The sequence below is a fragment of the Akkermansia muciniphila genome (assembly GCF_900184965.1).
In the GTDB taxonomy this organism is placed as follows: domain Bacteria; phylum Verrucomicrobiota; class Verrucomicrobiia; order Verrucomicrobiales; family Akkermansiaceae; genus Akkermansia; species Akkermansia muciniphila_A.
This window is the reverse complement of the sequence record NZ_FXYA01000185.1, coordinates 15,997-32,254: the sequence shown is the minus strand read 5'-3', so window position 1 is coordinate 32,254 and position 16,258 is coordinate 15,997. Positions and strand designations below refer to the sequence as shown.

The window sequence follows — 16,258 nt, the reverse complement described above, 5'->3', positions numbered from 1 at the left end:
GGAGCAGTCATTCCCGGCCTACAGCCTTGCCGCTACTTCCTCCAACGTCTCCACACGGGCTGTGGCGAGGGTGGAAACATCTTCCGTAGAAAACAGGAAATTGCGACCCACTCCGGCGGCAAGAGCCGCCCGGATATCCCGTTCCCGGTCACCTACGGACACGCAGGCTTTCATATCCAGCCCATGCGCGGCGGCAGCCTTCAGAAACAGGCCGGGATTCGGCTTCCGGTCCGGATGCCCGTCATCCGCGCTGGGACAGTAAAACACATCTGCAATCTCCGCGCCGGACGAACGGAACACCCCTCTCATATATTCCGTCAGCCGTTCAAAGTCATCTTCGGAAAACATGCCGCGTCCTATGCCGGACTGGTTGGTCACCACCAGCACCTGGTACCCCTTCTCCTTAGCCTGGCGGCAGAGATTCAGAATTCCGGGCACCAGACGAAAATCCTCGATGCGGTGCACATATCCGCCATCCACATTAACCACGCCGTCCCTGTCCAGAAACAAAGCCTTACCCGCCATATATCTCCCGTTCAACCAGTTCGCAAACCAGATGCCCCACTGCAATGTGCATCTCCTGAATGTTGTTCGTGGCCTCGGAAGGAACGGCAATACAGAAATCCGCAGCTTCTTTCATCTCGCCCCCTCCGCGGCCCGTCAAAGCTACAGTCCGGACGCCCATCCGGCGCGCCAGCTCCATCGCCAAAACGATGTTCCGGCTGTTGCCGCTCGTGGAAAGCCCCACCAGAAGATCCCCGGGGCGGCCCACTCCCTCCAGCTGCCTGGAAAATACCGTCTCATATCCGTAATCATTACCCACGGCGGTCAGGATGGAGGTATCCACCGTCAGGGCCAGCGCATTCATGGCGGGACGGTTCAGTTTGTAGCGCCCTACCAATTCGGCGGCCAGATGCTGGGAATCCGCGGCGGAGCCCCCGTTGCCGCAAAACATGATCTTATTCCCGGCCCTGAGGGTATCCGTGCAAATGCGGGCGACCTGCTCAATATCCCCGGCCATGGAAGCCAGGGTTTTGAAATTATCCGCTATCCCTAAAATCTGGTTCCTGATGTATTCGCTCATTCCGGGCTGCTTTTCATGCGGTTGATGATATTGGTGGAGGAAAAGCCCTCCAGGCGGGGAAGTTCCAGAGCCTGCCCCCCATAAGCTTTCACGAACTGGCCTTCCGGCCAGCATTCCAGGGGATATCCCTCTTTGGCAATCACGTCCGGACGCAGCTTCTCAATCAGCGGCAGAGCCGTATCTTCATCAAACGGCACTACGTAATCGACAAAATCCAGGGACGCCAGCAGCAGAGAACGCATCTCCTCATTATTAATCGGCCTGTCCTCGCCCTTCAGCCGCTTGATGGAGGCGTCCGTATTCAGCCCTACAAAAAGCACGTCGCACGCTTCACGCGCCTTCATAAAGGAATGCATATGCCCCAGGTGGAGCAAATCAAAACAACCGTTCGTAAACCCAACCATCTTCTTTTCCCGGCGGAAACGCGCCGCCAGCTCCGCCGCGGCCTCCGGCGTCAGGATATTGTCGCGGTGATGCCAGGAAGGCGTCCGGATATCCTTCTCCTTCAGAGCCTTCTTCAACTCCGTTCCGGTCACGCTGGCCGTTCCGAATTTGCCCACTACGATGCCGGCGGCCACATTGGACACGACCAGAGCGTCCGGCACCGCGGCTCCGGCAGCCAGCGCCGCGCCCAGACTGGCAAGGGAGGTATCCCCCGCGCCGGACACGTCAAAAACCTCCCGGGCCTCCGTAGGAATGCAGACAAAATCGGCAGGGTTGGAGGAAGGAATGAAAATCATGCCGTGTTCGCTCAGAGTAACAATCAGATTCTCAATGCCGAATTCGGAAAATAGCCTTTGCGCCCCCGCCACGGCATCCCGTTCCCACCCGGTCATGGCAGGATTGAGCGCCACGCCGGTAGCTTCCTGGAACTCCTTCATATTGGGTTTTACCAGCGTGGCCCCCCGGTAGCGGGAATAGTCCGCTCCCTTCGGGTCCACGATGACGGACTTGCGCGCGGCACGGCACCGGGCAATCACCTCCGGGGTGGTACGTCCGTCAAACAGGCCTTTCCCATAATCGGATAAAAGAACAAGATCCGCCTCCGGCAAACAGGCATCCACCCGTTCCAGAAAACGGGAAGCAAGCTCCGGCTCCATGTTCAGCGGCTGTTCCTGATCCGCTCTCAGCAAATGGTGCTTGCCCGCCACAAAACGGATCTTCACGGTCGTCTCATACCCCTCGCGCACCACCAGCTCCGGAACGCAGTGCGTCTCTTCCAGAAAACGCCTTACCTGCCGCCCATGGTCATCATCCCCGACCACGCTGATAAAGGTGGTGAGGCATCCCAGCGCGCACAGATTGGACACGACATTGCCCGCGCCTCCCAGCATGCGCGTCTCCCGGTCCATCTTCATAATGGGAACCGGGGCCTCCGGGGAAATACGGCTGACGCTCCCATACAGGAACTTATCCAGCATTACGTCCCCGATGCAGAGAATCCGCACCCGGGAAAATCCGTCAATCAATGTATGCAGCCGGTTCATGGGAGACGCCTCTTTCTACCACGCCCCCTGTTATAAGGCAAGGACAGTTGAACCGCGCTCCGAAACCGGGAAACGGGGCAACGCGGCCGCTCCCCGCCGTTCCGGACGGCAGAACTCTCATTCAGGAGCAAAAAATAGGTCAGTCATGATAAAAATCTTGACCTGTAAGCAGGAAAGCACTACCTATTGTCTCCCGTTCCCGGACGAATAGAAAAAGGAAAACAAATCATGCGTGAAGTTACCGTAAGAAAAGGTGAACCTATCGACCGCGCTCTCAAGCGCCTCAAAACAAAACTGGATGTTGAAGGCATTCTGGATGAAATGCGCCGCCGCCGCGCTTTTGAAACCCCGATGGACGAACGCCGCCGCAAGGCCCGTTCCGCCAGCAAGCGCAACAAGGTAAAATGGCGTTTCAGCAACAAGAGCGAAGAAACCGCTTCCGAAACCGCCGAAACACCCGCTTCCGCTCCTGAAGCTTAAAACAATATTGGTTCGGGAATAAGAACCCAATTTCCATGAGGGCAACCCTTTCTCAAGGTTTGCCCTTTTTGCTTCCCTCGCACATGAATCAGTCAGCCCAGCTCTTCTCCCGCGCGCGTTCCGTTATCCCTGGCGGAGTCAACTCCCCCGTCAGGGCCTTCCGCAATGTGGACGGGGACCCCTTCTTCGTTCAATCGGCCAAAGGAGCCTACATCACGGATGCGGACGGACGCCAGCTTATTGACTACATCGGCACATGGGGCCCGGCCATTCTGGGCCACGCTCCGCAACCCGTTCTGGACGCAGTACATGCCGCCGTGGACAGGGGTCTGGGCTACGGAATTCCTGCGCCGGCGGAAGTGGACATGGCGGAAATGATCACGGACATGGTGCCCTCCGTGGAAAAAGTGCGCATGGTCAACTCCGGAACGGAAGCGACCATGTCCGCCATCAGGCTGGCGCGCGGCTATACCGGACGCCGCAAAATCATCAAATTCATCGGCTGCTACCACGGTCACGTGGACTCCCTTCTGGTGGCGGCGGGTTCCGGAGCGCTCACCTTCGGAGAACCGGACAGCGCGGGAGTGCCCAGGGAAATGACGCAGCTCACCCTCACCGTGCCCTACAATGACCGGGAAGCAGTGAAAAAAGCCTTCGAACTCCATGGAAGCGACATTGCCGCCGTCATCCTGGAGCCCTTCCCCGCCAATGCCGGACTCTACTTTCCGCAAAACGACTTCCTTCACTTCCTGCGGGAAATCACGCTCCGCCACGACGCCCTCCTCATCTTTGATGAAGTCATGACGGGCTTCCGGGTCGCTCCCGGAGGCGTGCAGCAGCTTTACGGCATCACTCCAGACCTTACCTGCATGGGCAAAGTCATCGGCGGAGGCCTCCCCGTGGGAGCTTTTGGAGGCCGCTCGGAAATCATGGACTGCCTCTCTCCGCTCGGCCCCGTGTACCAGGCGGGAACCTTGTCCGGCAATCCGGTCGCCATGGCGGCGGGATTGGCCCAGCTCCGGGAACTCCTGAAAGGAAACGCCTATGAACGCCTGGAACAGCTCGGAGCGCGCATGGAAGAAGGCATTCGCGAAGCCCTTAAAAAACACGGCAGAAATTACACCTTCCACCGTGCAGGCTCCATGTTCTGCCTCTTCTTCACGGAAGAGAAAGTCTATGACTTGGAATCCGCGCAAAAAGCTTCCAAAAAACTCTTCAAATCCTTCTTCTGGAACATGCTGGAACAAGGCGTCTACTTCGCTCCTTCCCCGTATGAAACGGGCTTTATCTCTACGGCCCATACGGAAGAAGACATTGACCGCACGGTGGAAGCCGTCCGCATCAGTCTCTCCAGGTTGGGTTGACATGCCCCTGATTTGAAGTGACAGCTCACTACCCTTCCCCTATAAGGACTTCATGAGACCAATGACAGGGACCATGCTGCTTCTGTCCTCAGCAGCCGTCATAGCCGCTCCCTGGACGCATGCGGAGGAAAAGACGATCCGGCTCACGGAAGCGGAACAGCAGGAAATCAAGACGGCCAACGAAAAACTGCTGGGCCTTACCCTTCGTTTCCTGCATGACTCCTGGCCGCTGGAAATCATGTTTCCCGGAGAAGCGCAGGAGGAATTCCACTCCATTCTTCAATGCCATCAGATGCTGGAACAATTCCGCCAGACCGGCAGCCTCCTGCTCCAGACGCCGGACCGCACTACGCCCCTGCATCTCTGCATTGCCCTGGGATTAAACCAGCTGGCCGTCCGGATGGTAGAAAAGGGCGCTCCCGTCAATGCTCAATCCATTTTCATGCATGACGGCACCAAAGAGCCGGGAGACACTCCCCTTACCTGGGCGTGCCTCTCAGGCCTCTATATGAATTCCACCGCAGAAGAAAGACTGCCGCTGGTGCACGCCCTGCTCAAACACGGCGCCGACCCGGACCTGCCGGGGCCCTGGGGCGTCACCCCGTTCATGTATTCCGCCGCCCTCAATGACTCCGATCCGGGCCAGGAAAAAATAGCGCTGGCGCTTCTGGACGCAGGTTCCCCGGATCTCAAGCGCAGAATGAACGCTCAGGCGCGCGGGGTCGGCTTCCTCAGCCTGTCCTCCGCCATTTACGAACGGCTCATCAAGGCGGGATGCGATGTTAACGAGCGCTTTTTTGAAAGCAAGCAATCACCCCTTCACCTGATCTGCACCAAGGAAAAACCGTCGGAACGCCTCATTCCGCTCATTGAACTTCTCATCAAGGCGGGAGCGGACCCCAACCAGCCGGATGTGGATGGCCTGACCCCGCTGATGGTCTGCAACTCTCCGGAAATAGCCGTTTGCCTCATGAATCACGGGGCCAATCCCTCTCTCCGCAACGATGACGGCCAGACAGCCTATGACTTCCATATGAAAAACGGTTATCCCTCCATTGCGGAAACCATCAAGCTCTGGCAGTCCAAACAGAAAAAAGGGGGCCCCGCCAAGTAGAACCGTCATCACGGACTTCACAGCCCGCCATTCTCCCCTTCTGGTTCGCGAAAAAAGGGAGGGTAACCGTTACGGCCCGGTTACAGGCCCTGAAGGAACTGCTGCGCTTCCGAAGCCATACAGGCAGCCCCCTCTGTTTCCTATTATAAAAAAGCCGCTTCCCCAACTCAGGGAAAGCGGCTTTGAAAATCACAGGAAGGAAGAATTTATTCCTCCGCTTCAATGCCTTCGCCGATCATCTTGGGATCTTCCGGCATCTTGCCTGTCGTAAAGTAACCTTCAATTTCTTCCAGGGAACGCCCCTTGGTTTCAGGCAGGAAGAAGGTCACCGTAATGAAATACAGCACCGTAATGCCGCCCAGCGTAAAGAACACGCCGGAATAACCGCAGCTGCCCACCCACGGGAGGAAGGAACCGGCAATGACCGTGGAAACCAGCTGGTTGATCAGCAGGGCAATCGCCATACCGTTGGAGCGGATTCGGGCAGGCATCAGCTCGGACAGCGCCAGCCAGACGCATACGCCGGGGCCGGTGGCATAAAAAGCAATGAAGATGATGAAAAACGCAGTCACGCCCCAGCCCATGGAGGTATCCGGCTTTTCACCTAATTCCGCCTTCAGAATGGAAACGGGCTTCATGGCATAGCCGTCCTTGCCGTTCACCACCATTTTATTGGTGGAATCCGGAACAGCCTTGATCACGGCCAGGGAAGCCTTGTCCTCTTCCTTCTTGATATCCTTAGTATCCTTGGTCAGTTCGGAAAACTCTACGACGGAAAGCTGGGTGGAGGACCCCATCAGGAACTGGTACCAGGCGGGATTGGCTTCCGGCTGGTCATAGGTGATGATGAGCTGCATCCTGTTGATGTCCTTGTCGGCCATGCCGTTCTTGGCAAGGAGATTCTTGATGAAGGGGGAATCCGGAGTGCGTTCCAATTGAAGCGTGCGGATGGAACCCACATCCTTGCCCTGTTCAAATTCCTTCTGGACGGCAGGGCTCTGGGCGGCCAGCAGGGCGGCCACATCCGCAGTCACGTCCTTGCGGGCTTTTTCCACATTATTGAACAGGAACCCGGTGCCGAGAAGGCCGACTACAATGCCGGCCGTTCCAATTTTAAGCAGGAACTTGCGACCCTTGCGGTCCACCAGCACCATGGCGACGATAGTCATCAAGCAGTTCACGACCTTGATGGTAAAGTCCGCCCAGTTGGCAGTAGTGCCTTCCAGACCTGCCTGCTGGAACACCTTTACGGAATAATTCAGCACGGAATTAATACCCGTAGCCTGCGTGAACGCCAGAACGAGCACCGCCAGAACAAAGGGATAGATATACTTGCGCTGAAGAAGAGACTCTCCGGAAGAACTCTGCTTCTTGAGTTCCTCCGCCTTCTGTTTCTCTTCCTCTTCAATGTGAACCATCTCATCAAACACTTCCTTGGCGCGGGACTCTCCATAACTGCGCACCAGCACAGTCATGGCTTCATCCTTGCGGCCGCGGCGGAACAGGTAACGGGGAGATTCGCTCAAACGGAAGGAACCGAAAAACAGGAACAGGCCGGGAATGGCGCAAACCCAGAAAATAGCCTGCCAGGCCAGAACCTTGGCGGAAGTCAGCGACTCTTCGCTCGCGCCGGAATTTTCGACGCCGCCCACATAACTGGCGGCAAGCAAACCGACGACGGCGGCAAACACCAGGCCCACCGTCAGCAGGAACTGGAACATCCCCGTTCCCTTGCCGCGGGACTCGGCGCTCAGGCACTCGGCCAGATACAGCGGAACAACCACGCCCACAATACCGGCGCTGGCTCCCTGGAGAATACGGCCCAGCAACATAATGCCGAATACTTCCTGGGACAGGCAGATCACGGGAATGCTTGCCGTGAACAAGGCGGCAGCCACGGTAATCAACGCCTTGCGTCCCATCTTGTCGGCCAGATAGCCCGCAAACAGGGAAGAAAGAACGCTGCCGAACAGCACGGCGGCCACCACCTGGGAAAGCTGGGAAGGATTAAAACCGGCCGTCTGCTCAATATAGGGAAGCGCAGCAGCAATCACGCCAACGTCCACACCGTAGAGCAGGCCGCCCAAACCGGCCATGATGAGGAGATAGCGCATATACCGCCTGGCCACATCCGGAATGGCGGCCTTCATGTTTTCTTGGTCTGTCATGGTCGTTGCATTTTAGTAAATTGGCTTTCCTCCGCAACCAAAAAAAGACGCTTCCCGGGCAAAAACAAATTTCCTTCCCGCAAATATGCTCAAATGGTGAAAATATCGCAAAAGAAACAGGTAACAAACCCTCGGGAGCAGGAACCCATTTGAGAACCTCTGCACCAATGCCTCGTCTATATTCCCTTCCTGCCCAGAAAACAGAGCGATGCGCCATCACGGAAACGGAGCCGCCCTCATCGGCCCCCTTTGGCGGAAGAATCTATCCCGAGCCGCTTTTCAATCAGATTCACAGACAACTCCGCGCACAGGCGCAATTCATTATCGGCGTCATGAGTGAATGCTTTGAGCGCGGACAGGGAAGCTTCCGAACCAATTTCCCCAAGAATGCGGGCGGCGGAACGTTTCAACACAAAATCGTCGGACTCATTCAGCGAACGAATAATATCGGCTTCTCCCGTTGGGCCGGCAGCCTTGCATTCGTCCTCCCATTTCTGGGGATCCTTTTTCCATTCCTCCAGAAGCAATGCGAAACTTCCCTTTTCCGGGCCATGCAGTAAAAACCTGACCAGAGACGCCGGAATTTCGCAATCCGCCTTCTTCAGCTCCGTAGCCACGTAATAAACCACGCGCTGAGCCTCCTCATGATCCGGTTCAGCCCATACCACAAGGGCCGAAGCCAACGCAGTCACATATTCCGCATCACGCCCCCACGGTTCCCGGAGAAGCTCCACCAGCCTGTCAGAAACCTCGCCCCGCATCTTATCCGGATTTACGGCTGACAGGCGTTTTGCAGCGGCAATAACGCGGCGGATGTCCAGACAGGACAGCTCCTTCAAATTGGCCAGCACAAAATACTGGTGGCGCTCATCCTGCAACGCGGCGGAAGCGGGCCGCGCTTCAAACCTGTCCCGGTTCAAAATCACTTCCACAAAAAAACGCTCCTTATCCTGCAAAGACACCTTCCCCATCTTACCCGCGACCTCTACAAATTCCTTAAACGTAATGGGAGTGGGAGTAATAACGAACAGCCCGCCGCCCGTTCCCTTACGGTCATAAAAAATAGGTTCGTCCTCAGACTGGGTCATCCTCTTCAAATACGCCTTCACCATATCCCGGTTGGCCGCATTCACCCCCACCACCCATACGCCCAGAACCCCCTGGGATTCCTTTCGGTCAATAGCGGAAAACAGAGGTTTCAAATCACTCGCCCCATAATTCTGGACAGAAGCGTTCTTGGAGGGCAGCTGCTCCAGGCCCATACTGGTAAATCCGGAGACATCTTCTTCCCCGGCGTTTCCCTCTTCATGCCCTCCGAGCAGGGAGGGATTCACCTTGACCGGATACACGAAAGGCAGGGAAGCAATCCCCCCAGCAACCAGCAAACCCAGCAAAATGAAAACAATCTTGTGCCTGCGTCCGGCACAGGCCATCAAGCCTCCGGCAAGACAGGCAAAAAACAGGGCAAATGCCTTCTGCTGGGGCTGCTGCAGCATGGAAAGGAAAAAGGACCCATCCATCTTGGAAGAAGCATTGTAAAAAATCCACACGCAACCGGCGGCAACAGCCAGGGACGCGCAAAGACACACCAATTGAATCAGCCCCGTTTCCACCAGGGCGCTTTGGATGACCTCCCTTCTGTCTTTGGGAGGATGGACGGAAACGGCCCTCTTCGCCTTGGCAAAAGGTTTCTTAGGAATCAGTTTTTCCCTGTCGCAAAGAAACTCATGCCCGCATTTGCTGCAATTCACCATAGAACCTTCCGCGGAAGAAGGAACATTGATATGTCGTTTGCACTGTGGACAATTCAGATTCACCGGGCTCCAATATGCACGTTTTTCATTCTTTTGCAATACCAGTCTTCCAAACTTTTTCTTGATCATGCGCCCGCTCAAATTTTCAAGAAACTCCCACCGAACCCCATTCCCGTTATATCTTCTTTTCATTCCGCAGTTCTGATTTCTTCAGAATTTTAAAATTCTGATCAAACCGCTCTTATTGAAAATCTTATTCACCTGAAAACTATTCCGTAAACTCCGGAAAACAAGGTAAGGAGAAAGTTCCCATTTTTTCCTGACGAAAGGATGTTTTTTTAGTCCGCTTTCATAAATAAAAGGCTCACATCTCCAAACGCCCCTTCATATAAATTATTTGAATTTGACGACACGGACCATTGAAAAAAAGACAAAAACACTCGTCATGCTTATCCTCCCGCCTCACGTCATTCCGAGTGAACACGCTTGCAGAAGAGAAAATTTGGTAGTAGAATTTCCGCCATGTCATTGCAGCCTGCCGAACGCCGAGATTTCATCCGCGATATGATTTCTGATGACCTTGCCTCCGGCAAGCATCAGGCCCCGGTAACACGCTTTCCTCCGGAACCCAACGGGTATCTTCATATCGGACATGCCAAATCCATCTGTCTTAACTTCGGCATCGCCCAGGAATTCCCGGGTGCGCGCTGCCACCTGCGTTTTGACGACACCAACCCCAGCAAGGAAGACCAGGAATATGTGGACAGCATTCAGGAAGACATCCGCTGGCTGGGCTTTGACTGGGGCGACAACCTTTTCTTTGCCAGCAACATGTTCGGCTTTTTTTACGAATGCGCCGTTTCCCTCATCCGCAAGGGATTGGCCTACGTAGACGAACAGACGGTGGAGGAAATACGCGCCCAGCGCGGCAACGTGAACGTGCCCGGGCAGGAATCCCCCTACCGCAACCGCTCCGTGGAAGAAAACCTGGAACGGTTCCAGGCCATGAAAAACGGGGAAATCCCGGAAGGCAGAGCCATCCTGCGGGCCAGGATAGACATGAGTTCCAGCAACATGAACATGCGTGACCCCGTGTTGTACCGCATCATGTTCGCGGAACACCACAACACGGGCAGTTCCTGGTGCATTTATCCCATGTATGATTTTGCCCACCCGCTGGAAGATGCCTACGAACACATCACCCACTCTCTCTGCACGCTGGAATTTGAAAACCACCGTCCCCTCTATGACTGGGTCATTGAAAACTGCCCTGTCCCGGCGCGCCCGCGTCAGACGGAATTCGCCCGCCTGAACCTTACCTACACCGTCATGAGCAAGCGCAAGCTGCTGCAACTGGTGCAGGAAGGACACGTCTCCGGCTGGGACGATCCACGGATGCCCACCGTCTCCGGGATGCGCCGCCGGGGTTACACTCCTGCCGCCATCCGCAACTTCTGCCAAACCATAGGCATCACTAAATTCAACGGCTTCACGGATGTGGCCCTGCTGGAATACAGCGTCAGGGAAGACCTGAATGCCAACGCGCCGCGCCGCATGGCCGTGCTCAATCCCCTCAAGGTCACCATCACCACCCTGCCGGAAAACGCGGAAGAAATGGCTGAAGTGCTGAACAATCCGGAAAAACCGGAAGAAGGCGTCCGCCGTCTCCCCATCACAAGGGAAGTCTGGATTGAACGGGACGACTTCATGCTGGATCCTCCTAAAAAATACTTCCGCCTGGCGCCCGGCCGCACCGTACGCCTCCGGGGGGGCTACTGCATCACCTGCACGGACTACAAACAGGATGCGGAGGGAAATATCACGGAAATCTTCTGCGAACACATTCCCGGCACCATCGGCTCCAACCCGCCGGAAGGAATCCAGTGCCGCGCCGCCATCCACTGGGTAAGCACCAAATACGCGGTGGACGGGGAAATCCGCATCTATGACCGTCTTTTCACGGAAGAAAACCCGGACGCTGCTGAGGAAGGGTTCCTTTCCGTCATGAATCCTTCCTCCCTGTCCGTCATCACAAACGCCAAGCTGGAACCCTCCCTGGCCGGAGCGGAACCCGAATTCCGCTGCCAGTTCGAACGCCTCGGCTACTTTGTGGCGGACCGCAGGGACCATGTGCCGGGCCGGAGGCCTGTGTTCAACCGCACCGTGGCTCTCAAGGACTCCTGGGCGAAAAAGCAAAAATAACCTCTCTTCATCCCCTTTTATGGACAATCAGCTTCAATTCTGCACCGTTGAAGAAGCCGTGGAAGAAATACGGCGGGGACGGATGATCATCGTTACGGACGACCCCGGGCGCGAAAACGAGGCAGACCTGATTATTGCCGCCGAATTCGCTACGCCGGAAGCCATCAACTTCATGGTCACCCACGCCAGGGGCCTCGTCTGCGCGCCGCTTTCCCCGGAACGGGCGGATGCCCTCCAGCTCCCGCTCATGACCTCCGTCAACCGGGAAAACATGTCCACCGCATTCACCGTCTCCGTGGATGCGGCCCATGACATCACGACAGGCATCAGCGCCGCGGAACGGTCCCTCACCATCCGCACGCTGGCGGACCCCAAAGCCACGGTCAACGACTTTGTACAGCCGGGGCACACATTCCCTCTCCGCGCTGTGCCCGGCGGCGTGCTGCGCCGCGCCGGCCATACGGAAGCCACCATTGACCTCGTGCATATGGCGGGCCTCCAGCCCGCCGGCGTCTGCTGTGAAATCATGAAGGAAGACGGGACCATGGCCCGCATTGGGGACCTGGGAGAATTCCAGAAAAAACATGGGTTGAAAGCCTGCACCGTAGCCCAGCTCATTGAATACCGCCGGGCTAAGGAAAAGCAAATCCGGCTGGTGGAAACCGTCAACATGCCCACAGACTACGGGAACTTTACCTGCCACCTTTATGAATCCCAGCTGGACGGGGCTCTTCACCTGGCCCTGGTTCACGGAGAAATCTCCCCGGACAAGCCCACGCTGGTACGCGTGCATAGTGAATGCCTGACAGGGGATGTCTTCGGCTCCCGCCGCTGTGACTGCGGCAGCCAGTTGCACACCGCCATGCGCCGCATCGCCCAGGAAGGAGGCGTCCTGCTCTACCTGCGGCAGGAAGGCCGAGGCATCGGCCTGGCGGCGAAACTCAAGGCTTACAAACTTCAGGAACAGGGTCTGGATACTGTGGAAGCCAACCTCAAACTCGGCTACCCGGACGACCTGCGCGACTACGGCATCGGCGCGCAAATCCTGCATGACCTGGGAGCAAACCAGCTGCGCCTGCTTACCAACAACCCGCGGAAAATCGTGGGGCTGGAAGGCTTTGGCATAAAAATCACGGAACAGGTTCCTCTCATCATCCCACCCAACGAACAAAACAGCAAATACCTGGCTACCAAAAAATGCAAGCTGGGCCATATCCTGTAACCTTTCACTCCATCCCTTCATGTCCACGGAACTTCCCCGCCGCCAGCGCGCCACGGGCACGCGCGCCAAAATCTGCATCGTCGCCTCGGAATACAACGAACAATACACCCAGGCCCTGGTAGACAACTGCTCGGCAGAACTGGAAACCGTGCTTCCCTCGGTTCGCCTGGAAATCATCCGCGTCCCGGGAGCTTTTGAAATTCCGGTAACCATTAAATCCGTTCTCTCCCGTTCTCCGGAAAAACGTCCCGATGCCGTGGTGGCTCTGGGGGTCATCCTGCGCGGCAGCACAGACCATGCGGATCTGATCGGCTCCACCATTACCCAGGCACTGATGCAGCTTGCCCTGGAATTCACCATCCCCGTCATCCATGAAGTCCTGCTCCTGAATGATGAAAAGCAGGCCTTCGCCCGCTGTATCGCCTCTCAGCTCAACCGCGGCCGTGAAGCGGCCCGTACCGCCGCCCGCATGGCGGAACTCTTCCTCAACTCCCTGTCCCGGCAATAAGGCCCATCTCTCTCTTCTCCATCGCCATGCTCTCTCGTAATCAAATCAGACAAACAACCCTCCAATACCTTTACGCCGCCTCTCAGACGCCGGAAACGGAATGGGAGGGAATCTGGGATATCCTGATGGAACCTTTCCGGGGCGACTACTGCAAACTCAAAGCCAGGGCCGTCTCCGGCCACCTTACAAGGGACTATCCGGACAAACTGCGCCTCTTCATCACCCGTGCGCGGGAAACGGCGGACAAACTGCAGCAAGACCCTCTTACCCTCCCCGTCCGCGACCAGCTTCAGGACCTGCTGACCAAGGAAGGAGAATTCAACGCCGCCCTGCTCCGGCTGAAAAAAGCCCTGCACGAAGACCCCGCCAATGACAAGGGCTCGCTTTCCGCCGCCTGCGACGCCGCCCAGGAACTCAATACCGCGCTGATGCAGATGCGCCGCCGCCTGCTGGACACGCTCAAGGACTTCCCAGCTTATAACGGAATCTGGCCCTCCCTCATCTCCTCCTGCAGGAAACTCCAGGAAATCAATGACCGCATCAACTGCCTCATCCACCCGGACGACCGCCCCTCCCTGGCGGAAATAAAAAAAGTGGTGGAAGCAGGACGGGATGCGGATGAACTCTACCGGGAAGCCAAAACCCTGGGGGAAGACATCCTGCGCCGCCGGGACGGGCTGGACGCAGCCATCGACTCCACGTTGGAAAACTACTCCCCGGAACGCGTCAGCGCCATTGACCGCGCCATCCTGCGCCTGGGCGCCTATGAACTCCTTCATCGCAAAGACCTCCCGGCTCCCATCGTCATCTCGGAGGCCATCCGCCTGTCGGAACGCTTCTCCTCTGCGGAATCCCCCCGCTTCGTCAACGGCGTCCTGGCCGGAATCTCAAAAACGGAACGCCCGGCATAACTCCGCTTCGCGCCATGGCAGGATTCTTTAAAAAACTATTCACCAAATTCTCCCGAAGCTCCCGGATAGACTGGGATGAACTGGAAGCTGACCTGGTAGCCGCAGACATCGGCATCAGGCGCGCCATGGGTATTGTGGACCAGCTGAAAGAAAGCAAAGGCCTGAATGCGGAAAATCTGGTGGAATCCACCCGTGAAGCGCTTCGCCAGGCCTTTCCTTCCGCGGCCCCGTCCCTGCCCGTCCCTCCGGCAGGGAAACCGCTGGTCATTCTGGTCGTGGGCGTCAACGGCACCGGGAAAACCACTTCTGCGGCCAAATTGGCCCATCTGCTGCAAAAACAGGGTTCCCGCGTTCTCCTGGCTGCGGCGGACACTTTCCGCGCGGCCGCTGTGGAACAGCTTCAAAGCTGGGCGGACAAGCTGAACATTCCCATCTACAAGGGAGCTCCCGGCCAGGATCCGGCCTCCGTCTGCTATGAGGCCCATACGCGGGCCATCAGGGAAGGTTTCCCATACCTCATTTGCGATACCGCGGGGCGCCTCCATACGCGCCACAACCTCATGGAGGAACTCTCCAAAATCCGCCGGACTCTCGCCAAGCAGGATGCGGACGCTCCCCATCACACCCTGCTGGTGGTGGATGCCACCACTGGCGCCAATGCCCTGGCGCAAGCCAGGGAATTTCATAAAGCGACGCCCCTGGACTCCGTTATGATCACCAAAATGGACGGCTCCGGAAAGGGAGGAGTGGCCGTAGCCATCATGGATGAAATGCATATCCCCCCCTCCTTTCTGGGAACCGGGGAAGGAGCCGAAGACTTTGAACCCTTCAATCGGGACCGCTACGTGGATTCCCTGCTGTAACGGGACCGCCTCAAATCCATGTCCCCACTTCCCCTCATCACCGCCCAGACGGAGGAAAAGCTGCTCGCCTTCCTGACGGAACACGGGCACACCAAATTCCGCGCCCAGCAGGTTCTGGACTGGGTGTGGCGCAAGCGCGTCACCACCTTTGACGCGATGAGCAACCTCCCCCCCGCGCTCAAAAATCTGCTGGCGGAACATTTCCGCTTCCATACACCGGAAATCGTGGAAATTCACGGTTCTGCGGACACCACACGGAAATTCCTTACCAAAATGGAAGACGGCAGCCTGGTGGAATCCGTCATCATTCCCGCCGCCGTTGCGGAAAATGGAGAAAAATCAGAGCGCGTTACCCTCTGCGTTTCCTCCCAGGTAGGCTGCGCTTTCGGCTGCAAATTCTGCGCTTCCGGTCTGCTGGGCCTTAAACGCCACCTCACCACGGGAGAAATCATCGGGCAAATCCTCTCCGCGGAAACCATCGCGGAAAAACGGGTCAACAACATCGTCTTCATGGGCATGGGGGAACCTCTCTCCAACTTTGACAACTTGGCGGATGCCCTGGAAATCATCACTTCCCACCGCGGTCTGGAAATAGGGGCGCGCCACATCACCATCTCCACGTCAGGATTCGTTCCCGGACTGAAAAAACTGGCGGCCTATCCCAGGCAAATCCGTCTGGCCGTCTCCCTGCACGGAGCTACGGACGAAGTTCGCGACCAGATCATGCCGGTCAACAAAAAATGGCCGCTCTCCCAGCTCATTCCGGCCCTTGAGGAATGGAGCAGGGGAAGAAACCAGATGCCCACGCTGGAATACATCCTCATCCGGGACATCAACGACTCTCCGAAAGACGCGTCCCATCTCATCCGGATCGCCAAACGCCTACACGCCAAAGTCAATCTCATCCCGTACAACACCGTGGAGGGGCTTCCGTGGAAACGCCCCACGGAAGAACGCTGCCGCTCCTTCCGGGATGCTGTTCACAAAGCGCGTATCCCCGTCACCATGCGGTATGAAAAAGGCCATGACATCAACGCCGCCTGCGGGCAGCTGAGGCTAAGGAAGGAACAGGAAAAAAACGGAAGTACGCCCCGTTGACGG

14 protein-coding genes are annotated in these 16,258 nt (G+C 56.9%); 9 read left to right on the top strand and 5 right to left on the bottom strand.

Going from position 1 to position 16,258, the window contains the following annotated elements:
- Window positions 1-18 precede the first annotated feature (18 nt).
- From CI070_RS05725 to CI070_RS05715, 3 genes are read right to left on the bottom strand one after another with little or no spacing between them, the layout of a single operon-like run.
- Window positions 19-525, bottom strand: coding sequence for a D-glycero-alpha-D-manno-heptose-1,7-bisphosphate 7-phosphatase (locus CI070_RS05725; protein ID WP_094137405.1), 507 nt, complete (start codon window positions 523-525; stop codon window positions 19-21).
- Complete coding sequence (gene gmhA, locus CI070_RS05720) at window positions 515-1,084, bottom strand: D-sedoheptulose 7-phosphate isomerase (protein ID WP_094137404.1); 570 nt, start codon at window positions 1,082-1,084, stop codon at window positions 515-517. Before gmhA ends, CI070_RS05725 begins: the two co-directional genes overlap by 11 nt.
- Window positions 1,081-2,571 carry a PfkB family carbohydrate kinase gene (locus tag CI070_RS05715; protein WP_094137403.1) on the bottom strand — a complete coding sequence of 497 codons (1,491 nt, stop codon included), beginning with the start codon at window positions 2,569-2,571 and terminating at the stop codon, window positions 1,081-1,083. The genes gmhA and CI070_RS05715 overlap by 4 nt, the downstream gene beginning before the upstream one ends.
- Window positions 2,572-2,799: 228 nt before the next feature.
- Between CI070_RS05715 and rpsU the strand changes: the two genes are divergently transcribed.
- From rpsU to CI070_RS05695, 3 genes are all read left to right on the top strand, one after another.
- Complete coding sequence (rpsU, locus tag CI070_RS05705; RefSeq protein ID WP_094137401.1) at window positions 2,800-3,051, top strand: 30S ribosomal protein S21; 252 nt, start codon at window positions 2,800-2,802, stop codon at window positions 3,049-3,051.
- An 83-nt stretch (window positions 3,052-3,134) separates the two neighbouring features.
- Entirely contained in the window at window positions 3,135-4,415 is a 1,281-nt protein-coding gene (gene hemL / locus CI070_RS05700; RefSeq protein ID WP_094137400.1) for a glutamate-1-semialdehyde 2,1-aminomutase, read from the top strand.
- A gap of 52 nt (window positions 4,416-4,467) precedes the next feature.
- Window positions 4,468-5,529: an ankyrin repeat domain-containing protein gene (locus CI070_RS05695; RefSeq protein WP_143245740.1), complete on the top strand. Its 1,062-nt coding sequence runs from the start codon at window positions 4,468-4,470 to the stop codon at window positions 5,527-5,529.
- Window positions 5,530-5,735: 206 nt separating this feature from the next.
- Here the strand turns inward: CI070_RS05695 and CI070_RS05690 are convergent, their stop codons facing one another.
- A complete protein-coding gene (locus tag CI070_RS05690; protein WP_218823935.1) occupies window positions 5,736-7,697 on the bottom strand; it encodes an MFS transporter in 1,962 nt (653 codons plus the stop codon).
- 236 nt (window positions 7,698-7,933) lie between these two features.
- Entirely contained in the window at window positions 7,934-9,580 is a 1,647-nt protein-coding gene (locus CI070_RS05685; RefSeq protein WP_094137398.1) for a hypothetical protein, read from the bottom strand.
- 393 nt (window positions 9,581-9,973) lie between these two features.
- Between CI070_RS05685 and CI070_RS05680 the strand changes: the two genes are divergently transcribed.
- From CI070_RS05680 to rlmN, 6 genes are read left to right on the top strand one after another with little or no spacing between them, the layout of a single operon-like run.
- Window positions 9,974-11,653 (top strand): glutamine--tRNA ligase/YqeY domain fusion protein, encoded by a 1,680-nt coding sequence (locus CI070_RS05680; protein WP_094137397.1) that lies wholly within the window; start codon window positions 9,974-9,976, stop codon window positions 11,651-11,653.
- 19 nt (window positions 11,654-11,672) lie between these two features.
- Entirely contained in the window at window positions 11,673-12,875 is a 1,203-nt protein-coding gene (locus CI070_RS05675; RefSeq protein WP_094137396.1) for a bifunctional 3,4-dihydroxy-2-butanone-4-phosphate synthase/GTP cyclohydrolase II, read from the top strand.
- A gap of 19 nt (window positions 12,876-12,894) precedes the next feature.
- Window positions 12,895-13,383, top strand: coding sequence for a 6,7-dimethyl-8-ribityllumazine synthase (gene ribH / locus CI070_RS05670; RefSeq protein WP_094137395.1), 489 nt, complete (start codon window positions 12,895-12,897; stop codon window positions 13,381-13,383).
- A gap of 26 nt (window positions 13,384-13,409) precedes the next feature.
- Window positions 13,410-14,294, top strand: a complete 885-nt coding sequence (gene nusB, locus CI070_RS05665) for a transcription antitermination factor NusB (RefSeq protein WP_094137394.1) — start codon at window positions 13,410-13,412, stop codon at window positions 14,292-14,294.
- Between the two features lie 14 nt (window positions 14,295-14,308).
- The gene (gene ftsY / locus CI070_RS05660; RefSeq protein ID WP_094137393.1) at window positions 14,309-15,157 is read left to right on the top strand and encodes a signal recognition particle-docking protein FtsY; all 849 of its coding nucleotides are present in this window, start codon (window positions 14,309-14,311) and stop codon (window positions 15,155-15,157) included.
- An 18-nt stretch (window positions 15,158-15,175) separates the two neighbouring features.
- Window positions 15,176-16,255, top strand: coding sequence for a 23S rRNA (adenine(2503)-C(2))-methyltransferase RlmN (gene rlmN, locus CI070_RS05655; protein ID WP_094137392.1), 1,080 nt, complete (start codon window positions 15,176-15,178; stop codon window positions 16,253-16,255).
- The last annotated feature ends 3 nt before the right edge of the window (window positions 16,256-16,258 follow it).